Source organism: Lysinibacillus sp. (assembly GCF_032093475.1).
GTDB lineage: Bacteria > Bacillota > Bacilli > Bacillales_A > Planococcaceae > Lysinibacillus > Lysinibacillus irui.
The window spans coordinates 1-22119 of the sequence record NZ_DAMDAY010000041.1 but is presented as its reverse complement, the minus strand read 5'-3'; the positions used below and the strand labels follow the sequence as shown (position 1 = coordinate 22119).

General features: G+C 36.6%; 19 protein-coding genes and 1 tRNA gene. 6 read left to right on the top strand and 14 right to left on the bottom strand.

All coding sequences use genetic code 11. The features are described from left to right. Positions 1 to 61: 61 nt before the first annotated feature. Complete coding sequence (locus RT445_RS10790) at positions 62 to 3229, top strand: non-ribosomal peptide synthetase family protein (RefSeq protein WP_312507133.1); 3168 nt, start codon at positions 62 to 64, stop codon at positions 3227 to 3229. Continuing rightward, positions 3226 to 3882: a 4'-phosphopantetheinyl transferase family protein gene (locus RT445_RS10785; protein ID WP_274794658.1), complete on the top strand. Its 657-nt coding sequence runs from the start codon at positions 3226 to 3228 to the stop codon at positions 3880 to 3882. The genes RT445_RS10790 and RT445_RS10785 overlap by 4 nt, the downstream gene beginning before the upstream one ends. Before the next feature lie 57 nt (positions 3883 to 3939). Here the strand turns inward: RT445_RS10785 and RT445_RS10780 are convergent, their stop codons facing one another. From RT445_RS10780 to RT445_RS10770, 3 genes are read right to left on the bottom strand one after another with little or no spacing between them, the layout of a single operon-like run. Beyond that, on the bottom strand, positions 3940 to 4950 hold the full coding sequence (locus tag RT445_RS10780; RefSeq protein ID WP_274794659.1) for an ABC transporter substrate-binding protein: 1011 nt from the start codon (positions 4948 to 4950) through the stop codon (positions 3940 to 3942). A 10-nt stretch (positions 4951 to 4960) separates the two neighbouring features. Next, positions 4961 to 5722, bottom strand: coding sequence for an ABC transporter ATP-binding protein (locus RT445_RS10775; RefSeq protein ID WP_312507132.1), 762 nt, complete (start codon positions 5720 to 5722; stop codon positions 4961 to 4963). Between the two features lie 4 nt (positions 5723 to 5726). Then, positions 5727 to 6776 (bottom strand): FecCD family ABC transporter permease, encoded by a 1050-nt coding sequence (locus RT445_RS10770; protein WP_396631771.1) that lies wholly within the window; start codon positions 6774 to 6776, stop codon positions 5727 to 5729. A 541-nt stretch (positions 6777 to 7317) separates the two neighbouring features. On the opposite strand from RT445_RS10770, the gene RT445_RS10765 reads away from it, so the two are divergent. Then, entirely contained in the window at positions 7318 to 9177 is a 1860-nt protein-coding gene (locus RT445_RS10765; RefSeq protein WP_312507130.1) for a flagellin N-terminal helical domain-containing protein, read from the top strand. Positions 9178 to 9535: 358 nt separating this feature from the next. Here the strand turns inward: RT445_RS10765 and groL are convergent, their stop codons facing one another. Next, positions 9536 to 11167: a chaperonin GroEL gene (gene groL, locus RT445_RS10760; RefSeq protein WP_274794662.1), complete on the bottom strand. Its 1632-nt coding sequence runs from the start codon at positions 11165 to 11167 to the stop codon at positions 9536 to 9538. Between the two features lie 128 nt (positions 11168 to 11295). Further along, positions 11296 to 11580: a co-chaperone GroES gene (groES, locus tag RT445_RS10755; protein ID WP_054612084.1), complete on the bottom strand. Its 285-nt coding sequence runs from the start codon at positions 11578 to 11580 to the stop codon at positions 11296 to 11298. 170 nt (positions 11581 to 11750) lie between these two features. Here groES and RT445_RS10750 point away from each other — a divergent pair, with 170 nt between their 5' ends. Beyond that, on the top strand, positions 11751 to 12515 hold the full coding sequence (locus tag RT445_RS10750; RefSeq protein ID WP_312507129.1) for a CPBP family intramembrane glutamic endopeptidase: 765 nt from the start codon (positions 11751 to 11753) through the stop codon (positions 12513 to 12515). An 89-nt stretch (positions 12516 to 12604) separates the two neighbouring features. Here the strand turns inward: RT445_RS10750 and tatC are convergent, their stop codons facing one another. The 3 genes from tatC to RT445_RS10735 form a co-directional block, all read right to left on the bottom strand. Next, complete coding sequence (gene tatC / locus RT445_RS10745) at positions 12605 to 13429, bottom strand: twin-arginine translocase subunit TatC (protein WP_274794665.1); 825 nt, start codon at positions 13427 to 13429, stop codon at positions 12605 to 12607. A 17-nt stretch (positions 13430 to 13446) separates the two neighbouring features. Then, entirely contained in the window at positions 13447 to 13632 is a 186-nt protein-coding gene (locus RT445_RS10740) for a twin-arginine translocase TatA/TatE family subunit (protein WP_008176991.1), read from the bottom strand. Between the two features lie 166 nt (positions 13633 to 13798). Beyond that, on the bottom strand, positions 13799 to 14434 hold the full coding sequence (locus RT445_RS10735; RefSeq protein WP_274794666.1) for a redox-sensing transcriptional repressor Rex: 636 nt from the start codon (positions 14432 to 14434) through the stop codon (positions 13799 to 13801). 251 nt (positions 14435 to 14685) lie between these two features. Between RT445_RS10735 and RT445_RS10730 the strand changes: the two genes are divergently transcribed. Next, a complete protein-coding gene (locus RT445_RS10730; protein WP_274794667.1) occupies positions 14686 to 16626 on the top strand; it encodes an ABC transporter ATP-binding protein in 1941 nt (646 codons plus the stop codon). 432 nt (positions 16627 to 17058) lie between these two features. Here the strand turns inward: RT445_RS10730 and tsaD are convergent, their stop codons facing one another. From tsaD to RT445_RS10700, 6 genes are all read right to left on the bottom strand, one after another. Further along, positions 17059 to 18075: a tRNA (adenosine(37)-N6)-threonylcarbamoyltransferase complex transferase subunit TsaD gene (gene tsaD / locus RT445_RS10725; RefSeq protein WP_274794668.1), complete on the bottom strand. Its 1017-nt coding sequence runs from the start codon at positions 18073 to 18075 to the stop codon at positions 17059 to 17061. Beyond that, positions 18075 to 18527, bottom strand: a complete 453-nt coding sequence (gene rimI, locus RT445_RS10720; protein ID WP_274794669.1) for a ribosomal protein S18-alanine N-acetyltransferase — start codon at positions 18525 to 18527, stop codon at positions 18075 to 18077. The genes tsaD and rimI overlap by 1 nt, the downstream gene beginning before the upstream one ends. After that, complete coding sequence (gene tsaB, locus RT445_RS10715; RefSeq protein ID WP_274794670.1) at positions 18520 to 19227, bottom strand: tRNA (adenosine(37)-N6)-threonylcarbamoyltransferase complex dimerization subunit type 1 TsaB; 708 nt, start codon at positions 19225 to 19227, stop codon at positions 18520 to 18522. The genes rimI and tsaB overlap by 8 nt, the downstream gene beginning before the upstream one ends. Then, positions 19224 to 19673 (bottom strand): tRNA (adenosine(37)-N6)-threonylcarbamoyltransferase complex ATPase subunit type 1 TsaE, encoded by a 450-nt coding sequence (gene tsaE / locus RT445_RS10710; protein WP_274794671.1) that lies wholly within the window; start codon positions 19671 to 19673, stop codon positions 19224 to 19226. Before tsaE ends, tsaB begins: the two co-directional genes overlap by 4 nt. Positions 19674 to 19874: 201 nt before the next feature. Next, positions 19875 to 20213 carry a hypothetical protein gene (locus RT445_RS10705; RefSeq protein ID WP_312507128.1) on the bottom strand — a complete coding sequence of 113 codons (339 nt, stop codon included), beginning with the start codon at positions 20211 to 20213 and terminating at the stop codon, positions 19875 to 19877. Positions 20214 to 20678: 465 nt separating this feature from the next. Next, positions 20679 to 20754 (bottom strand) — tRNA-Asp (locus RT445_RS10700). A gap of 155 nt (positions 20755 to 20909) precedes the next feature. Here RT445_RS10700 and RT445_RS10695 point away from each other — a divergent pair. Then, positions 20910 to 21974, top strand: coding sequence for a M24 family metallopeptidase (locus RT445_RS10695; protein WP_312507127.1), 1065 nt, complete (start codon positions 20910 to 20912; stop codon positions 21972 to 21974). The last annotated feature ends 145 nt before the right edge of the window (positions 21975 to 22119 follow it).

The following is a 22119-nucleotide window of genomic DNA, read 5'->3' as shown; positions in this document are numbered from 1 at the left end:
CTAATACATCAAACACTCCTTCATAAGTGTCTGCCCTTTTCTAAAATAGGAGTTGTCATAATTGAATACTAAACATAATTTTGATGTACACCCATCGCATAATCATACGTACTCTTTTGAGCCACAAAGTTTTCCATCCGATCGTATTCAACTTTTAAATGAAGAAGATTTACGGGCATACAAAAAATTGAATCAAACACTAGCTGACTACGATAAAGATGCAACAATACCTGACGTATTTTATCAGGCTGCACAACAGTTTGCTGAACGAATTGCATTATCATATGAGGGTGGCAAATTGACATACCGTCAGCTAAATGAACAATCCAACCAAGTCGCTCATATGTTAGTTGCAAACGGTCTTCAAAAAGGAAATCATGTGGCAATTTTTATGGAGCGTAGTAAAGAAACTGTCATTAGCTTACTCGGTGTCCTAAAAGCAGGTGGAGTGTATGTTCCTATAGATCCAAGCTATCCAAAAGAACGTTGTCAATATCTATTAAACGATACAGGTGCTCCATATATCTTAACGAAAAGCGAATATATAGCTTTATTGAACGATTTCATACATAGTGATTCTCAAAAACATACCGTGTTAACTGTAAGCCAATCAGAGAACGGCTATTCACAGGAAAATATTCATTGTGAATTACATCCATCTGATTTAGCTTATATCATTTATACATCTGGCTCAACAGGCAAACCAAAAGGTGTTTTGCTTAAGCATGGAGCTGTTATTAATTTAATTACAGATAATCAAAGAATCTACCATTCAACGGAAGATGATGTTTTTTCTCAATTTATCTCTTATAGTTTTGACCCTTCTGTCACAGAAACTTTTACTGCTTTCTTTTCAGGAGCAAGACTTCATATGCTAACAAGTGTAGAGCGTCTATCGATTGAAGCTTTTGCTGAAATGATTAGTCGTGAGCAAGTAACAACTGCCACTATACCAAATGCTTTCTTTACACAACTAGCGACACATTTACCTAAAGAATACCGAACAAAGCTAACTACTCTAAATTATTTATCTGTTGGTGGGGAAGCCCTACTGCCTGCTATTGTTCAAAAATGGCAGGAAAAATTCGGGCTATCTACAGAGATTATTAATGTGTATGGGCCAACTGAATGTACAGTACTGTCTTCCTATTTTAAAGTAAAGAGTCAGATAACAGACATGCAATCTAGCATCCCTATTGGTAGACCTGTCGCTAATTATGAGATGTATGTTGTAAATGCAGAGGAACAGCTTTGCCCTGTTCATGTAACAGGAGAGTTATGTATTGCAGGTGTTGGTTTAGCAGCAGGTTATTTACATCAGCCTGAGAAAACGGCTGAGGTCTTTGTTCCACATCTATTGAAACCAAACAAAAAAATGTATCGAACAGGTGATTTAGTTCGCCTATTGCCTAGCGGTAATATCGAATTTGTCGGACGTAAGGATTCACAAATCAAAGTAAGGGGCTTCCGTATTGAGCTTGGAGAAATTGAAACCGTATTAAGTAATCATCCAAGCATTCAAGAAGTCGTCATTATTGCAAAGAAAATGTCTGATGGTAATAATCATTTATTTGCCTACTATACGGTAGCAAGTGGTATGCAGCTTGACGAAGATATGTTAAGAGATTACTTAGCGAATCTTTTACCTGATTACATGGTGCCTGAGCGTTTTATGGAATTACCTGAAATGCCTCTATCTCCTACAGGAAAAATTGATCGAAAACAATTAGCCTCACTGGAAGTAACCTTATCAAGAAGCACTACATATATTGCACCAGAAAATGATACACAGCGTATGCTAGCTGGCGCATGGGAGTATGTGCTAGGTATCGAACCAATAGGTATTCACGATAATTTCTTCCACATTGGGGGACATTCTTTAAAAGTATTGGAAATTCTTGTACAAGTGAAAAAGCATATACCATTCTTAAAAATCCAGGACTTTTTCCAGTATCAAACAATTGCGGAGCTCGATCAATATATTCGTAGCTATCAGCCTGAAGCTGTTGATGTTCAGGAAAATGCAGCTCCAATTATTTTCAAGGATCTTATGGAACCAAGCCCGTTAGAAGTCTCACAAACTGCGAAACCATTGCCAATGACTTCCGTATTATTAACAGGGGCCACAGGTTATTTAGGTAGCCATGTATTATACGAGCTGTTAACTACAACTGCTGCACATATTTATTGTCTTATTCGACCAAGTGCTCATGTAACAATTGAAGAAAAGCTAATAGACAGTATGCAATTTTATTTTGGCAGTGCTTTTGCTGATCAGATAAAAGGCCGTATTACTGTTATCCAAGGCGACTTAGGAAAGCAACGCCTTCAATTATCTGATGCCGATGAACAAAAGATAATGGAAGAAATCACTACCATCATTCACTGTGGTGCAGATGTACGTCATTTCGGTGCGACTGACCACTTTAATAATGTGAATGTTAACGGTACTCGCTATTTGCTGGAAATAGCCAAAAAGAAACCAGGTGTACATTTCCATTACGTATCAACAATTGGTATTCCAGAGGAGTTAGCTGCCCTTCAATGGGGACCAAATGAAGAAAAAGGGAATTTTAATTACGACGTGAAATTGGATAATGTTTATACACAAAGTAAGCTAGAGGCAGAAAATCTTGTTCGAAATGCGGTTCAAGATGCAATTCCTGTTTCCATCTATCGTGTAGGTAATTTAAGCTGTCATTCTGAAACGGGAAAATTCCAACGTAATATCGATGATAACGCCTTTTACCGTATGATTAAATCAATGCTTTATTTAGGTAAGACACCTACGGCACAATGGCATGTTGACTTTACCCCAATTAATTATGCAAGTCAGGCCCTCGTTTCTCTGGCAGCACAATCAGCGGTGAATGGTCATGTCTTCCACTTATGTAACCCTGTGTCGATTACTTATTTAGAATTAATCGACACTATTAAGGAACTCGGTTATGACTTAACAATTGTGTCTACTCAGGAATATACAAATTGGTTATTAAATGGTGAGCATTCGAAAGATGTACAGGAATTTTTATCATTAGCTATTGCACAGCTTGAAGGTGATGGAGCAAGTGACTCACCGTTTATCTTCAATTGCAAAAAAACTCTAGAATTTTTAGCTAATACGAAAATTGAATGTGCAGTACCAAATACAGCTTTTATTCAAAGAATGCTTCAATACGGCATTGATACAGGCTACTTCCCTGAACCACAACAAGTCAACATAAGATGATTCAACAGGATATACAACTATTTGCCACGCCTCTAGGGCCTCAGTTAACACCATCAGAATGGGATACTTTCAGCAAAGTACTCCCTTCTGATGTGAAAAAAAAGCTTAATCAATACAAGCATTGGCAGGACCGTCAAAGAGCATTACTAGGTAAGACTCTCATCAGATGGGCTCTTCTTCCATATTTAGATGATGCCTTATTACACACGGCACAGGATGAACATGGTCGCCCTTATATTGCAGGCCATCCCCATTGGCAAGGTGATTTTAATCTTTCTCATTCTGGTGATTGGATTGTGTTAGCCGTAACACCTAGTGGGCGAGTAGGCATCGACGTTGAAGAAATAAAGCCTGTGAGTAAAGAGCTCATGCACTATGCACTTTCCAAGGCAGAGCAACAATTAGTCTCTCATCAGTCTCACCATGTTTTTTATGAGCTTTGGACTTTAAAAGAAGCATTCTTTAAAACAGGCCTATTGCCGAGTCGTTCACCCCATTTGCTGGATACGGTTGATATTAAAAGAACAAGAAAAGACCTTTCAACACAGTTATTTTATCTCGATCCACTACACCCTGTATCTATATGCTGGAACAACGTATCCTCCACTATAAAAACCACAAAGTTAAATAGAGAGCAGCTTCTACAGAGATAACAAAAAAGCTATCCCATCATGTCCTTTATTCGACTCTCAGGGATAGCTCTTTCAATATTATTTAAATAAGTCAGGATACATTTCCTTAGCTAAGGCTTCCATTCCATCAATTGTGTTATAGCCATAACCGAACATATAATTATAATCTACAATGTACATTTGTTTATTTTTAATAGCCTTCATGCTTGAAAGTTTAGGATTAGCATAAATTTCTTCACGTACTTTTGTTAAATCAGAGCCATCCCAGTTAGGAAGAATTAATACATCTGGATCTGCTGCTATTAGTGTTTCGACACTTACATCACCTGTTTCATCTTTAAAAATATTCTCTAGCTTAACCATTTTGAATGCATCATTAAAGAATGTTTCATCGTGTGCTGGAAAGACAAAAAGCTCTTTTGGATCATTTGTATGCAAATAAGCAAATGTTTTCTCTTCTTTAATGCTTTCTAATTTTGAAGAAATATTTTGTTGTCTCCCTTTTAGTTCTTTAATAAAGCTATCCGCCTTATCTTGCACATTAAAAATTTCACCAATATTTTTGATATCATTGTAAATAGAATCATATGTACCACCTGTTACCGACGACTCTAAAACAAATGTTTTAATGCCCATTTCATTAAGTGAATCTACTGTACCTACTCCCCATTCAGCATTATCAAATAAGCCTCCGCGGCCAAATACTAAATCAGGGTCTGTTCCTAATGTAACCTCTTTGCCAACATATTCATCGCTTAAAATAGTCAGTTTAGCGTATTCCCCTTCCACAGATTTATCTACTGCACCAAAGTTTGCTCCAACACCAACAATTTTATCGCCCAATCCTAAATGTAATAATAATTCTGCAGCTGGACGTGTATTTGCCATAATTCTTTCAGGTGCTTTATCGAATACTTGATCTTTCTTTTCCCATGTTGATCCACCCTCTGTTTTTGAAAAGTTTTCAACTGTCAGCGGATAATGATCTCTAGCCTGTGTTTCCTCAGCTATATTTTTGGATGTGTTACCGCAAGCTGTTAATGTTAATAGCGCCGCTAGTCCGATTCCTATTAGTAGTTTTTTCTTCATCTTGCTCCTCCTATAGTCCATAAGCAAAACCTAATCCATTCGTCACTGGATTCGTAAACGTTTTACACTTTATATGATATAAAGCTTCTATTGTTTCTGGTGTTAAAACATCCTCTGGTACGCCATGTGCATAAACTTCGCCATCTTTAACTGCATAAAGATAATCACAGTAATGTGCTGCCATCTCTAAATCATGGAGCGCCGCTAATACACCAATGTTTAAACTTTTCACGCAGGATAGTATTTCAATTTGATAGCGAATATCTAAATGGTTTGTCGGTTCATCTAAAATCATAAATTGAGGCTGCTGAGCAATTGTTCTGGCTAAAATAACACGTTGTTTTTCACCTCCAGATAATGAAAGAAAACTACGTCCCTTATATGCTTGTAAATTCGTGCGTGTTAATGCCTCTTCCACAATGTCAAAATCCTTTTGATTATCTGACTCTAGCATTTTTTTATGAGGTGTTCTGCCTAACATCACCATTTGCTGTACCGTTAAATCAAAATGCATTTCATTGAATTGCCCAACAACACCCAAGTGCTGTGATATCTTTTTTTCGGGACTTTTCAAAACATCTAAATCATCTAAAAAGACCATTCCTTTTTGTGGCACAAGGCTTTTATAAATACTTTTTAATAAAGTTGACTTTCCACATCCATTTGGTCCGATTAAACCCACAAATTGCTGCTTATTCACGTGAATCGATATGTTTTTTACAATTTCCTTTTTGCCAATCTTTACTTCTATTTCTTTTGCTACTAATTCCATTGCTCTACCCTCCGAAGTTGTAACCTTTTTTTACAATCATATAGATAAATAATGGTGACCCAATGACAGAAGTAATGATGCCAATCGGTAATTCAACATTTTGGATTAATGTACGAGACAGAATATCTGCCCAAATCATGAAAAGGCCTCCTAAGAGTAATGTCCCTAACATTAATCGTTTATGATCTGCTCCGAAAATACCTCTCGTAATATGGGGAATAATTAAGCCGACGAAGCCAATCATACCTGCATAAGCGACCATTGTTCCTGTAATTAAAGAAGTTAGAATCATATATAATTTACGATAAACACTTAAATTGATACCTAATGTAATAGCTGATTCATCCCCAAGTAGCATCGTATTAAGCACTCGATGCTGGAACAAAAATAAGGTAGCCCCGAGTACAATCACAATGGTTAAAATCGGTGTTTTGTCCCAACTGGCAGAAGCTAAACTCCCCATCGACCAAAATGTAACTGTTTTAATGCCCTCAGCATTATTCGCAAAAAAGATGATAAGACTCGAAAATGAACTACATAAGGCACCGATGACAACACCTGATAAAACGAGTTTTACAGATGTGGCTTTACCCCCTATGCTAGATAAGATAAGCACAGCCATAGAAGTTATCATCGCCCCAGCAAACGCACCAAAGGCCACACCAAACTGCGCTAACAATGCACTACTACCAAATCCAACCAAAATGGCAAAAGTTGCTCCCAGCGAGGCGCCTGAAGAAATACCAAGTATGTATGGATCAGCCAGAGGATTTTGCACAACTGCCTGCATAACAGTCCCACATAATGCAAGTCCAATCCCAATCAATAAGGCAAAAATTACTCGTGGCATTCTGACTTGTAAAATAATATTCAAGTAGGATTCACTATCCACATTGTCAAGCGAGCCTAGCCTTCCATTGGTTATAGCATGAAGCAAAATATCCATTGATTGCTTAAAAGGAATACTAACCTGTCCTATTGATACAGAATAAACTGCAGAGACTATAATGGAGCCGATTAAAAGTAAAATAATAACATAATAAATAGTACCCATCCCTATTCTGTTAGCTTCCTGTTTATCCAAAATTTCACCTCTACCTATAAAATTAATCATTATTGATAACGATTATCATTATCAATATGTATTGTAAGTGATAATCTATTGAAAAACAACAGGAAAATTATTTTATTAGATTTTGCTTTAAAAGTACAAAAACCAGCTCTCAATTTTTATACTGAGAACTGGTTTTTTATATTTTAGTTAATCAAGTCGCTCTATGAGATAGATTACATCAATACTTTCATTTCTGGTGCTATTTCTGTTGTTAAGAATAGCGCATATACAGATACTACGCTTTGTAGAGTTAGGCAAATAGCTTTTGCAAATCTATCAAGCTTTTAAGCCTATTATTCTTTCCATAATTATTTACTACTTACAAATTCAATTTCATTGTCAAACAATTGAATATAATGGTCTGTAGGTAAACCTATATTAATAATGTTCCTTATAGTCAAAAAGTTAAATAAAATGTAAAATATATCTATAATTATTAACAATTATAATATAATCACAATTTAAAGGATGGGTTATATTTATGAGAATTAAACATAATAGTCCGGCACTGAATACTAACAACAAACTTAAAATTAATAAAGACAAAGCTACCAAAAGTTTAGAAAAATTATCATCAGGCTACAAAATTAACCGTGCTGGTGATGATGCTGCTGGTTTAGCAATTTCGGAAAAAATGAGAGGTCAAATCCGTGGACTCGATATGGCAGCAAAGAATATACAAGATGGTATTTCGGTAGTTCAAACAGCGGATGGTGGACTTCAAGAAATAACAGAAATTATACAAAGACAAAGGGAACTAATAGTTCAAGGTACTAACGAGACAAATACAGATAAGGATAAACAAATAATTGAAAATGAAATAAACCAACTTACTGAAGAACTTAATAGAATCGCCAATCAAACCGAATTTAATACAATTAATTTATTGGCACGAACTGATTATCAAGTATTAGCAGACCGTTCTGGACAAACAGTCAATGTAACTACAACAGGTCCATTTCCTTACAAAGTTATCAATAACGAGACTTATACTTACTTTCTGCCAAAAGGTACTACTGAAATACCTATATCAGTTCAATCTAATACGATTACTACAATTGATGATCACACTAATAATGATACTAGCATGTCGATTATTACACTTCCAGATGGAAGTCAAGGATTTAATGATTATGAAAAAAATGAACATATTCATACAAAAACAACTACGATATATGATAAAACTACTGGTAGGACACTTTTTCATGACCCTAGATTTACAGAGCTTGATATCACCAAGAATGGCAAGATAGACAGTGTATCTTTCGGAACAAATCTAACTCCTACTGGAATACTAAATGGAGAGTATCCAGATTTCGGGATGATTGATGACCGTACTATTTACATCGAAATTAATGGCGTTCAGCAAACACTAAAGGATTTTACCTTAATAAGTTCTAGTATTAATGGAAACTCAATTTCTGCAGTTTATAGTAAGGATGGCATTGAAGTTGAAAAGCTTATATCAACAGATGGCGTATCTTTTAAAGCAGAATTTAAAGTTAAAAATAATTCGGGGAATAATGATTCACAAATAAATGTTAGTACAAATTACTCCTCTAAATTCCAGTCATTTTATTCCATTTCTTCAAATTCAGGAGTTCCAATTGGACAAACAGCTTCAAATACTGAAATACCTGACTCAGGAACGGTTTTTGAATTATCAAATGGTTTAGTTGATTATAATTTTTCATTTCTAAGCGGCGGAAGTTATGTAAAACCTAATTCATTAACAACAGGAGATACATTGTTAACATCGTTAAATCCCATAATACCTTCTTGGGGAAGTAATGATTTTGATAACGGGGATACTCTAGAATTTGGCATCGAGTTAAATAGCTTTAATTTTAAAAAGGACGTATATTTACTTACAGATAAAGAAACGAGTACAATTGATTCTGTCGTTAAAACAGTTACAACTACTATTAAGGATATTGACTATATACCTCGAAAACTAGTCATACAAATGGGAGCTAATGAAAATCAGCATAGCTCTATTCCATTATTTAATGTAAGGCCTGACGAATTGGGGATAAATAACATAGGACTTCTTCCACCAAATACTCCTGATGACTCCCTATCTAAATTAGACAAAGGTTTAGAAAAAGTCACGAATTACAGATCTACATATGGTGCGATACAAAATCGACTAGAGAATGCCTATAATTTTGTAGTTAATACATCTGAGAATTTTCAAGCTGCTGAATCCCGTATCCGTGACACTGATATGGCGAAAGAAATGATGAATTTTACAAAAGATAATATACTAATACAAGCTGCTCAAATAATGTTAGCACAATCAAATAAACAACCTGAAGTCGTTTTACAATTACTTCAATAAAGAGAAGGCTAGTACTTAGCAGCTTTTTTTATTTATAAAGTTCCAATAAAAGATGAATTTTCTTGTTAATAGCTTCTTTTAATGAGGAAGAAGCTATTGCTTGTAGTTTTAAATGTTCACTTCCTTTATATTCTTAAACCATCTGTCTACAATAAAGTCATCGTTCACAAACTTTAAAAACGTAAAAAAACCACCTCTCATCAAATGTCCAGAAATGATGAGAAGTGGTATTTATTTTGCATATTAATTGTGAGTAATACTATTCATAAAAAGAAGTGTTGAAATGTGTATTTCAAGACTATCTATTGCTCGTAATTGTCTACTTTCAAAAGTCGTATAAACCCTTATCACAAAAGGATTACATCATTCCAGGCATACCGCCCATACCGCTCATATCTGGCATTGCTGGTGCTGCTTCAGGGATATCAGCAACAACTGCTTCTGTTGTTAAGAATAATGCTGCAACAGATGCTGCGTTTTGTAGCGCTGAGCGAGTTACTTTCGCTGGGTCTACTACGCCTGCCTCTACCATGTTTACCCATTCGCCAGTAGCTGCATTGAAACCAATGCCCACTTCTTCACGTTTTAGGCGATCCACGATGATAGAGCCCTCTAGACCAGCGTTATTAGCAATTTGGCGAACTGGTTCTTCTAAAGCACGTAGAACAATTTTCACACCTGTAGCTACATCGCCTTCTACAGCTTCAGCTGCTTTTTCCACAGCACCATAGACGTTAAGAAGAGCTGTACCACCACCTGATACGATACCTTCTTCAACAGCAGCACGAGTAGAGTTAAGCGCATCTTCAATACGAAGTTTACGTTCTTTTAGCTCTGTTTCAGTTGCAGCACCAACTTTAATGACTGCTACACCACCTGCTAATTTTGCAAGACGTTCTTGTAATTTTTCTTTATCGAATTCTGAAGTTGTTTCAGCAAGTTGTGCACGGATTTGAGTAATACGTGCTTCAATTGCGTCTGCACCGCCTACACCTTCAACAATTGTTGTGTTATCTTTTGTCACAACAACTTTTGCTGCACGACCAAGTGAAGAAATATCAGCTGATTTTAGGTCTAAGCCTAATTCTTCTGTAATCACTTGCCCACCAGTTAAGATAGCGATATCTTCTAGCATTGCTTTACGACGATCACCGAAGCCAGGTGCTTTTACTGCTACAGCATTAAATGTACCACGAAGCTTGTTCACTACAAGTGTTGCAAGAGCTTCACCTTCAACATCTTCAGCAATAATTAACAGTGGACGACCTTGTTGTACCACTTGTTCTAATAATGGTAATACTTCTTGGATGTTTGTGATTTTTTTATCAGTAATTAAAATGTATGGGTTATCAAGAACCGCTTCCATTTTATCTGTGTCTGTTACCATATAGTGTGAAGCATAGCCACGGTCAAATTGCATACCTTCTACTACATCTAATTCTGTTGTGAAGCCTTTAGACTCCTCGATTGTAATAACACCATCGTTACCAACTCGCTCCATTGCTTCAGCAATAAGTTGTCCAACTTCATCATCAGCAGCCGAAATAGCAGCGACTTGTGCAATTTCTTCTTTATTGCTTACAGGACGAGAAATCGCGTGTAATTCTGTAAGTGCAGCAGCAACTGCTTTATCAATACCTTTACGGATACCTACAGGATTTGCACCAGCTGTTACATTTTTCAAGCCTTCACGAATAATTGCTTGTGCTAATACTGTTGCTGTAGTTGTACCATCACCCGCAATTTCGTTTGTTTTAGAAGCAACTTCTGCTACTAATTTTGCTCCCATGTTTTCATATGGGTTTTCTAGCTCGATTTCTTTTGCAATTGTAACACCATCATTTGTAATTAGTGGTGAACCGAATTTTTTTTCTAATACAACATTACGTCCTTTTGGTCCTAATGTTACTTTCACTGCATTCGCTAATTTATCTACACCTTGTAACATTAATGAACGAGCGTCTTCTGAGAATTTAATATCTTTTGCCATGTGAATTTACCCTCCTGAAATGGAATATTCGTTAAGCTTCTTCAATATATTTATATCAATTTCACCTTATTGTCACTTATGTTAAGAAACAATAGGCAATCACCTTACTTAAGGTGCTTTACATGTTCTTATTCAATAATTGCAAGGATATCGCTTTCGCGTAAAATTAGGTATTCATTACCTTCAAATTTAACTTCTGTACCAGAGTACTTAGAGAAAATAATGTGGTCGTCAACTTTAACGTCAAGCTCTACACGTTGTCCGTTCTCTAATACACGACCTGTCCCAACTGCTACTACTTTACCCTCTTGTGGTTTTTCTTTTGCAGAGTCAGGTAGTACAATACCGAATGCAGATTTTTCTTCTACCTCGATTAGTTCAATTACAATACGATCTCCTAGTGGTCTTAACAAGTGAAACAACCTCCTAATAATAAATAATTGTTTAAATTTATTAGCACTCTATCTCAATGAGTGCTAACACAATTATTATGATAATCAATCGCTCTTTTTTTTGCAAGTCAGAACTTCGAAAAATTTTGTTTTCTTTCCATATTCCTCTACAATAGAAAGGAAGCATATAAATGGAAAGGATTTTGATTGTGACTAATTCTCAAAAAATAACGAAACATAAAAAAACAGCGCTGTATGTTTTGCTGATTTATATTCTTATGCAGATTTCAAGCAGATGGCTGCTCTTACCGTTCCATAAGCTCGTTATGAAGATAACTGGTCTAGCTTCTGAACAAGCGGCCCCCATTACGCAAGGCTGGTATATTGCCCTTAGTTTTGCTGTTGCACTCATTTTGAGCTTAATCCTTACATCTCGTGATAAAGCCTTTTGGAACATTTATCAAGGAAAAAAGGAAACGATACCTCTCACGATTGTTTGGGGGATCATCGGCTTCTTCCTGGTGTTCTTTGGTCAAATGATTGGTGCCGCCATTGAAATGGCTGTTTTTGGTATCGAAGGAGGCTCCCAAAATACCGCAGATATCGTTGCTATAGCAAAAGGAGCTCCTATTGCTATATTAGCAATTGTAGTATTTGGGCCCATATTAGAAGAGTTTGTTTTCCGAAGAGTTATATTCGGTTCGCTTGTCCAAACAACAAATTTCTGGGTGGCCGCAATCGTAAGTGCTATATTCTTTGCGATTATCCATTTCGACTTCTCTCATATCTTGCTTTATACTATTTGTGGTTTAATCTTTGCCTTTTTGTATCACAAAACAAAACGTATTTGGACTTCTATTATTGCACACGTCATGCTCAATGGTTTTGTAACACTTGTACAATTCTATGCAGAACCATTGCAAAAGTTTCTTCAAGAACTAGAAAAAATGCAATAATTTTTTGTAAAGCTATGTAAATTTATTGAAAAAAGGAATTGTAACAAAAAAAAGCTCGATGCCTATATTTTGGCATCGAGCTTTATTTATTACTGTTGATTGAATTCTTCTATTTGTCTTCTTTGCTGTTCAAGTGCCTCTTCAATCTGACGCTTTTGTTCAGCTTCCTGCTCTTCTTTTAATCGGATCTCCTCAGATTTAAGGTATTTTTTATAACCAATCCGAGAAATCATAATACTAATTTCATACAAAATAAACAAAGGTACCGAAACCATTAAATGTGACGCCAGCTCAGGCGGTGCAATGATAGCAGCACAGACGAATAAAGCAAAGTATGAATATTTACGGATACGTATTAACAAGTCAGGATTTAAAAGCCCAATTCGAGAAAAGAATAATACAACAATTGGTAACTGGAAAAGGAAACCAAACGGTATTGTGAGCTTAAACAAAAATGTAAAATACTCATGTATACCAATGGTTTGCTGTATGTCTAAATCATTTGATAAATTCATCATGAATTTTATGACATACGGGAATAGCAAAAAGTATGAAAAGGATAACCCTGCGATAAACAATAAAAATGAATACGGTATATAGCTTAAGGTTGCTCTTCGTTCTACCTCCCTTAGTCCAGGGCTAATAAACGACCATAATTGATACATTAACACAGGCGATGAAAGAATAAATGCTATTAAAAATACAATTTGGATATAAATTGCAAGCGGTGTTACTACGTCAAATGCATGGAGCTCTATATTATATTTTGCTCCAGTAGCTTGAAGGTATTTTACAAGCGGCTTTGCGACGAAAAAACCGCCAGCCATAGCTAGAACAAAGAAAACGGCAACAATGAACAGCCGTTTTCTTAATTCTTCTATATGCTCAATAACAGTTAGATCTTTTGGATTCATTCCTCAAACATCCTAACTTACTTATCTAGTTCTTTCTTTTTCTTATCATCATCATCTTCGTCTGCTAAACCTTTAGTAGCATTTTTGAATTCACGTAGTGTTGAACCAAATGCCTTACCAAGCTCTGGTAACTTTTTAGGACCAAAAATTAGTAACGCGACAACTCCGATAATAATGAGGCTCATAGGACCAATACCACCCATTACAGCCACCTCCTCTTTATATCCATCATTTTAACGCATAATTCGCCATTTTGCTAACTAATTATATGTGAAAGTTTTTCGTCACTCTCACAGTTTTTACCGCCTTTTATTTACAATTTCTATTTGACAGAAACGGTGAACTACACTTAAAAAATATGTATAATTTTCACTCTTCCTGATTACGAATTAAATAAATAAGCGCTTGCAATTCTACCGATAAATCAATAGTTAAGAGTTGCATTCTATCAGGTACTGTTAACCGCTCTGGTGTAAAGTTCAAAATGCCCTTTGCATCCATTGCCGCTAAGCGATCTGCCATTTTTTGTGCAGAGCGTGGCGAAACGGTTAAAATGGCAAGCTCTGCGCCATACTCCGCATATTTCTCCTCCAATAAATCTGGATGAAAAACAGGAATATTGCTAATCATTTTGCCATCCTTAGGCGCTTTTGAATCAAAAGCTACGACAATATGGGTATTATGGTTTTTTTGAAAATTATATTTTAATAATGCACTGCCCAAATTCCCCACGCCAATTAACGCTACTTTTGTTGTTTCATGCTGATCAAGCGTCTGGCTAAAAAATTGTAATAGATGCTGCACATCGTAGCCATAGCCTTTCTTCCCTAGAGCACCAAAGTAAGAAAAATCACGGCGAATGGTTGCAGAATCTATTTTCATCGCTTCACTCAGTTCCTTTGACGATATACGTTCCATACCTTCTTGTGCAAAGTTTTGAATAAATCGATAGTACAGAGGAAGTCTTTTTGTAGTGGCTTGTGGAATTTTTAATTCTTGTTTCAAACTTTTTCCTCCTTACAATGTACCTCAGTCCATTTTACTTTATATAACTAATAATTTTAATACATTCATCCTGAACTATATACTAAATTTTTGCTTACCCTCTAGTATTTCTCTTTAGTTAACGGCGCTTTTACGCAGCTAACTAAAAAGAAATCGTTTCAATCTTACATGACTGCTAGGAATAAGTAAAGCACCGACATTGCACGTAGATCGTTCATCCATTAAACTAAGGTAGAATTGAGGTGTCAAGAATGATTGTTTTACAGGTCAATCAACTAACAAAATCCTTTCTTGCAGATGAAATTTTAAGTGGCGTTAAATTAGAAGTTCAACACCGTGATCGCGTTGCCTTAGTAGGGCGAAACGGTGCAGGTAAATCGACATTATTAAAAATAATCGCTGGTCAAATGTCCTATGATTCAGGCGATATCATTATTCCAAAGGATATTCAGATTGGTTATTTAGAGCAGCATGCTGGATTAAATTCTACACTAACTATTTGGGATGAAATGATGACAATTTTCGAATCACTTTTAGCCCAAGAGCAAACACTACGCTCGCTCGAACAGCGAATGGCTGATCCTGCAGTATACGAAAATCCAACTGTCTATGCGAAAGTTATGTCTGAATACGATCAATTACAACATAATTTTAAGGATGCTGGTGGTTATCAATATGAGTCAGACATTCGCTCAGTACTTCATGGAATGCAGTTCTATCCAGAAGACTATGATAAACCAATTAGCTCACTATCCGGCGGACAGCGCACACGTTTAGCACTTGCTAAGCTCTTGCTTAGTAAACCTGATCTGTTAATTCTCGATGAGCCTACAAACCATTTAGATATCGAAACATTATCATGGTTGGAATCCTACTTAAAGAGCTATGAAGGCGCTATTTTAATTGTTTCCCATGACCGCTATTTCTTAGACCAAGTTGTTTCTATTGTCTATGAAGTATCCCGCCATCGTGTCACTAAATACACAGGTAATTATAGTGCTTATTTAGATGAAAAAGCTAAAAACTACGAACGAGATGTTAAGCTCTATGAACGTCAGCAAGACGAAAAGGCCAAGCTAGAGGATTTTATTCAAAAGAATATTGCTCGTGCCTCCACAACAAAAATGGCACAGAGTCGACGTAAAATGCTTGAACGAACTGAGTGGATGGATTCACCAGACGGTGATGAAAAATCTGCTAGTTTCGGTTTTACTATTGAAAGACAAAGTGGTAATGATGTTTTATCAGTTGATGATTTAACAATCGGCTATAATCTTCCTATTTCTAATGGCATCAACCTCCGAACTTTTCGCGAAGACCGGATAGCGCTTGTAGGTCCTAACGGGGTTGGTAAATCGACATTATTAAAAACAATTGTGAAAGACTTACCACCTATTTCAGGCGATATTCGCTATGGTACAAATGTACAAATTGGTTATTATGATCAAGAGCAAGCCAAGCTCTCAAGCAATAAAAGTGTCTTGAAAGAGCTATGGGATGAATGGCCGCTCATGAATGAAAAAGATGTTCGCACCGTATTGGGGCGTTTCCTTTTTAGTGGAGAAGATGTAGACAAAGTCGTATCCTCTTTATCTGGTGGAGAAAAAGCACGACTTGCTCTCGCTAAATTAATGTTGCAAAAGGCAAATTTTTTAATCTTGGATGAGCCTACAAACCACCTAGACTTAGATAGTAAAGAAGTGCTGGAAAATGCGTTAATCGATTATCCTGGCACGCTTCTATTTGTCTCACATGACCGCTACTTCATTAATCGGATTGCGACAAAAGTTGTTGAGTTATCTGGAACTGGGTCATTTGAATATTTAGGTGACTATGATTATTATGTGGAGAAAAAACAGGAACTATTGGAGCTAGCTCAAATGAAGGCAGCTTCTCAACCACAAGTACAGCAAGACCTTCCTGATAAAACTTCCACCTCTAAAATTGATAAAGAAGCAAAAAAACGTGAACGTCAAATTAAACGTTCTATCGAAGATTTAGAAGGTAAAATGCAAGAAACAACAGCTATTGTTGAAAATCTAGAGGAAGCCCTTTGCAACCCTGCTATTTTCACTGACCATGAAAAAATTTCACAGCTACAAAATGAATTAGCCACTGCTAAAGAACAGCATGAGCTATTGGAATTAGAATGGCTTGAGTTGAATGAGGAATTAGAAAATATTAATATGTAATTTGATTTAAGCCATATGCCTTCACATATGGCTTTTTTCTTTACTCCTCTTTATTTTTCATATATATTGGTCAAGTGCTATTTTTCGACAAAAAATGCCCACAGTTTTATACACACTAAAAATCTAGTAATACCAACATATCAACAGAGTTTTCCACATTGTCCACAACCAAAATTTATTTTATCCACATATATTCACGTAAAAAGAGCTACTATATATTGAATAATCACAAGTTATGCACAAGTTATCAACATTTTGTGCATAAGTACGCGTGTTCGCTATTTAGTTCAGTACTTTACCTGTGGATAATTTTCTGAAAAATTTGTCAATTAAACTTAAATAGTACATATTCTCTTAGCATCATTCTTATATTATCTACATATTTTCGACAATCAAAAAGAGATATCTAAAAAATAGATACCTCTTTCATCTCTACACCCAGGATTTTAACTCCATTCCTGGACGTCCATTCATCGTTAAATTTCCTCTAACGCCCGCTTCCAACATTGGCATAGCTGCAGCACCGATCATCGCCGCATTATCCGTACACAATTTAAGTGGTGGTACAAAAAACGGAATACCTTCCTTTGAAAATACAGCCTCTAATGAAGCACGCAAGCCTTTATTCGCGGCTACACCGCCTGCTGCAATGACCTGTTTCACTCGATATTGTCGAGCAGCTCGCAACGTTTTAGCAGTTAATACTTCTACAACACTTTCCTGGAAGCCTTTTGCAACAGCTGCAGGTGAAATGTCTTCACCTCTTTGATCCATATTATGTTTATAATTAATGACGGCTGATTTTAAGCCACTAAAACTAAAATCGTAAGAATCCTCTTCTAGCCATACCCTTGGAAATGGAACAGCCTCTTCGCCCTCATGAGCAAGCTGATCAATACGTGGGCCACCTGGGTAAGGTAAATTTAATACACGTGCCACTTTATCATAGGCTTCTCCAGCTGCATCATCTCGCGTTTCACCAATGACCTCGAAAGAACCATGTTCCTTCATATAGACAAGCTCTGTATGACCACCTGATACGACAAGTGCTAATAAGGGAAATTCCATTGGCTGAACGAGTGCATTTGCATAAATATGACCCGCAATATGATGTACACCAACAATCGGCAAGTTGTTTGCAAAAGCAAAAGCCTTAGCCGCATTAATGCCAATCAACAAGGCCCCTACTAGACCAGGACCCTCTGTAACAGCAACTGCATCTAAATCTTCTGGCTTTAACTTAGCTTGTGCTAATGCCTCTTCTATCACCATTGTAATTTGTTCGACATGATGACGTGAGGCAATTTCAGGTACAACGCCACCAAATCGCTTATGACTTTCTATTTGAGAAGCAACCACATTCGATACGATTTCATGTCCATTTCGAATGATTGCTGCTGCTGTTTCATCACAGCTCGATTCTATTGCTAATATCAATCCATTTTTCATTATAAATTCACCCACATGACAAGGGCATCCTCCCCGTTATCAGTATAATAGCCTTTACGTATGCCACCATCTTGGAACTGTAGCTTGCGATAAAGGTTTTGCGCAATGCTATTTGTCACACGTACCTCTAAAGTCATAACTTCCATTCCGTGTAAACGAGCTATTTGCATCGCCTCACGCATTAGCCCCTCGCCTATCCCTCGGCCACGTGCTGCTTCTATAACAGCTACATTTGTAATTTGGGCTGCATCTATAACCATCCACATGCCACAAAAACCAATAATAGTGTCATCTGCATCGATGGCTAATACATAGTGTGCATACTGATTTTCATGTACCTCATAGTAAAATGAATCTAGTGTCCATGGCACAGGAAAAGAAGCCACTTCAATTTCATAGACTGCAGGTACATCATCAGAGACCATTTTACGATAAGTTACAGTACTACTCATGTTCCTTCTCCTTCTGTTCTTTCAGCCAATTTGCCTCTGCTTCCGCAATACGTTTATATTGTGGGACAAAGTGATGGGTAGCTTCAACACTTGGAAGTTCCATTTTAGTCGCAACACGAATTACTTCCGCCGCTCGTGGCAAGTCAAGACTAAATGGTGCACGTACTGCTGTATCACCAAGAACTTCTACAATATTGTCCCAAAAAATATCTACATCTGTTCCCACAAACAAAATAGGTGCCTCTAATGCCTTCAAACGCTCTAATAAATCAGTGATATGTGTATGATAATCCTCGACAATAGCCTCTAATGCTTGGCCTTGATAAACGGCCGTATAGACATTGCCTCTTCTTGCGTCAAAAATTGGGCAAACCAACCCATTATATAAGGCGGCATTTGCAGCTAATGCCTTTAAACTAGATATCCCCACTAAAGGCTTCTGCAATGTCCATGCAAGGGTTTTGGCTAGCGTCACTCCTATACGGACACCTGTATAAGAACCTGGCCCTTCAGATACGGCAATTGCATCCAATTCGTTTGGTTTAATACCTACTCGAGCTAGTATCTCCTCAATAGCTGGCATCGCACCTGCTGAATGGGTTAATTTTATATTTTGTATCATTTCGGCCACCACTTTGCCATCCTTCACAACTGCAACAGAAAGCGGTGTATTCGCTGTTTCTATTCCTAACCAAATCATTTCATTAGCTCCTCACATAGTGCCTCATAGCGTTCCCCACGAGGTAATAATACAAAGCGTCGTTCATTTTCTCCGATTCGGTAAATCTCTATCGCCAAGCGATCCTGTGGCAAATCTTGTTCAATTAAATGTGCCCATTCGATCACTGATACCGCATCTCCATAAAACAATTCATCCCAACCAAGATCCTCATCACTTTCTGCTAACCGATAGACATCTAAATGATTAAAGGGTAACCTTCCCTCATACTGCTTAACAATCGTAAAAGTTGGGCTGTTGACTGTTCTTTTGACTCCAAGTCCCTTCGCTAAAGCTTTTGTAAATGTTGTCTTACCAGCGCCTAGATCCCCCTCTAATGTTATGGTGTCTTGCGCTTCTAGTAAATTTGCTAGCTTCACGGCAAAGCGTTCTGTATCATCAACTGAATTCATGATTATTTCATACATACTCTTTTTCCTCTCATCACTACATTACCTCTAGTTTACCTAAACTAGCGGAAATGTTCAAAGCATCCAATATGAATTATATCTTGCTGAAATGGTTCTAACTAAAGAAGCAATGTGTCTTGGCTTTGATATTGTGCTTGTAAGAAGGGTAACCATTGAATTAAAAAAACACGCCTTCTATTGTGAAGACGTGTCAACTATCTATCTATTGGAATGGCCTTTAACAGCAATAATCTCTTTATCAATTAGTTTATCATTCTTAAATTTCAATAAATAAGCCTGTGTCATCAGGATTTCATCATTCCACCGATATTCATTATTTTTGAGCTTTTTACCTGCGCCGCCTACTGTTTCTACTACTTCAATATATGACATATCATTTTTTAATTTCTCAAATTCTGCTTCATTCATATTTTTTTGCCAGTGATACGCATTTGATTCTTCTATCTCTATAATAGGATCTCCACAGCCTACCATCAATATCATGGAACCAATAAGCAAAGGTAAATAAAGACGTTTAAAAGAATAGTCTTTGCTCATATTAACACCTCCGTAGCCAATCCGATTACTTCTAATGTTTACCCCTAATTTTTATTTTAGAAACATATCTAATTTTACCTTATAGAAACGCCATCATTTATCGGTAATTTTTACTATCTTTAGATAATATTAAATATATGCAATAAGTTTTATTTATTACGCTTATAAAAAGCTTTTACAGCGATTAGACGTCTTTCTAAGAGAATTTGATGAGCTATTTAGGACGTTAGATGTTATTTTTTATAAAATAACGGTAGGTTCGTCATGAGTCCTTCGCCGACTATAAAGCTTTAAGCCCCAATGTTGATACGCTATGAACTAGGTCCTCATGAAGTTTAACATTGACGCTTCCAGCATATTTGAAAAAGTTCACTTTGGAGGTGTATAACTGAATGAATATCCGATTGAACACAAAAAAGCCCTTATGACTTTAACAATCATAAGGGCTATATATTTAATTATAAATGGCGGTCCCGACCGGGATCGAACCGGCGATCTCCTGCGTGACAGGCAGGCATGTTAACCGCTACACCACGGGACCTCTTTAAGACATTTATAAATATATCATAAAAAAATTAGATATGCAACAAATAATTTCATATTTTTTATTCAAAAATTATCTACGTATCTATTTTTTGTAGACTCTAAACATGATGCAAAATTTGCAGTATAGTTAACGTAAAGGGGGAAAATTATATGTCAAAATTAAACGAATTACGACAATCTTTACAAGGACAAGATACGGACGCAATTATTATTACAAACGCTCAGAATCGCCGTTATTTAACAGGGTTTACAGGCAGTGCAGGAACAGTTATCGTAACAAACACTCGCGCTCTCTTATTAGTAGACTTCCGCTATACACAACAGGCAAAGGATCAATGTAAAGCTTTTGAGGTTCTAGAAATTGATCGCAACCGTTTATATGAAACCATTCAGGAAATTTTTGAACAGGATTCAATTAAAACAGCAGGTTTTGAGCAACATCATGTTACATATCATAGTTATCAATTAATGAATAATAAATTGACAGCCACATTGAAGCCATTGTCTACTATTGTAGAAGATTTACGAAAGATTAAAACACCCGAAGAAATTGAAATAATAAAAAAAGCAGCATGGATTTCGGATGAGGCATTTAAATATATTTTAACTATCATTGAACCAGGCATTTCTGAACTTGATATTGCCCATGCATTAGAATCTCATATGCGAAAAAATGGTGCCACTGGGGCAGCCTTTGACATGATTATCGCTTCAGGTTATCGTTCAGCATTACCGCATGGTGTAGCGTCCTCTAAAGTAGTTGAGCAAGGTGATATGCTGATAATGGATTTTGGCGCTTATTTTCAAGGCTATCGTTCGGATATGACTAGAACGATTGCAATTGGGGAGCCATCAGACCACTTAAAGGAAGTATACCAAATCGTTTATGACTCTCTCCAACATGCCCTTTCCAAAATGAGAGCAGGTATTACAGGACGAGAGGCAGATAGCTATACTCGTGACTATATTACAGCAAAAGGTTATGGTCATAATTATGGACATGGTGCAGGACATGGTATAGGATTAGATATCCATGAAAATATATTTATGTCTACGGTCTGTGAAGATTTTCTAGAAGAGAATATGGTATTAACAGTTGAACCAGGTATTTATATACCAAATATAGGCGGCGTACGTATCGAGGATGACGTTATCATTAAGAAAGACGGTGTGGAAGTACTTACCCACTCTCCAAAGGAACTCATTATTTTATAAATAAACAATAACATCAAAGAATAATTACAAATGTAATTATTCTTTAATTTTTTAAATAAAAAAACAGCCAGCTCACAGCTGACTGCTTTCTTGCCTAGCGACGTCCTACTCTCACAGGGGGAAGCCCCCAACTACCATCGGCGCT

Bases quoted from the DNA above. Each gene is read 5' to 3' on its own strand.
- RT445_RS10770 (WP_396631771.1), bottom strand. From the start codon at position 6,776: ATGGGTACTATTTATTATGTTATTATTTTACTTTTAATCGGCTCCATT.
- tatC (WP_274794665.1), bottom strand. From the start codon at position 13,429: ATGAATCCAAAAGATCTAACTGTTATTGAGCATATAGAAGAATTAAGA.
- RT445_RS10695 (WP_312507127.1), top strand. From the start codon at position 20,910: ATGTCAAAATTAAACGAATTACGACAATCTTTACAAGGACAAGATACG.
- groL (WP_274794662.1), bottom strand. From the start codon at position 11,167: ATGGCAAAAGATATTAAATTCTCAGAAGACGCTCGTTCATTAATGTTA.
- tsaD (WP_274794668.1), bottom strand. From the start codon at position 18,075: ATGAAAAATGGATTGATATTAGCAATAGAATCGAGCTGTGATGAAACA.
- RT445_RS10740 (WP_008176991.1), bottom strand. From the start codon at position 13,632: ATGGGTGGTATTGGTCCTATGAGCCTCATTATTATCGGAGTTGTCGCG.
- rimI (WP_274794669.1), bottom strand. From the start codon at position 18,527: ATGAGTAGTACTGTAACTTATCGTAAAATGGTCTCTGATGATGTACCT.
- RT445_RS10775 (WP_312507132.1), bottom strand. From the start codon at position 5,722: ATGGAATTAGTAGCAAAAGAAATAGAAGTAAAGATTGGCAAAAAGGAA.
- RT445_RS10705 (WP_312507128.1), bottom strand. From the start codon at position 20,213: ATGAGCAAAGACTATTCTTTTAAACGTCTTTATTTACCTTTGCTTATT.
- tsaE (WP_274794671.1), bottom strand. From the start codon at position 19,673: ATGTATGAAATAATCATGAATTCAGTTGATGATACAGAACGCTTTGCC.
- RT445_RS10730 (WP_274794667.1), top strand. From the start codon at position 14,686: ATGATTGTTTTACAGGTCAATCAACTAACAAAATCCTTTCTTGCAGAT.
- tsaB (WP_274794670.1), bottom strand. From the start codon at position 19,227: ATGATTTGGTTAGGAATAGAAACAGCGAATACACCGCTTTCTGTTGCA.
- RT445_RS10750 (WP_312507129.1), top strand. From the start codon at position 11,751: ATGGAAAGGATTTTGATTGTGACTAATTCTCAAAAAATAACGAAACAT.
- RT445_RS10780 (WP_274794659.1), bottom strand. From the start codon at position 4,950: ATGAAGAAAAAACTACTAATAGGAATCGGACTAGCGGCGCTATTAACA.
- RT445_RS10785 (WP_274794658.1), top strand. From the start codon at position 3,226: ATGATTCAACAGGATATACAACTATTTGCCACGCCTCTAGGGCCTCAG.
- RT445_RS10765 (WP_312507130.1), top strand. From the start codon at position 7,318: ATGAGAATTAAACATAATAGTCCGGCACTGAATACTAACAACAAACTT.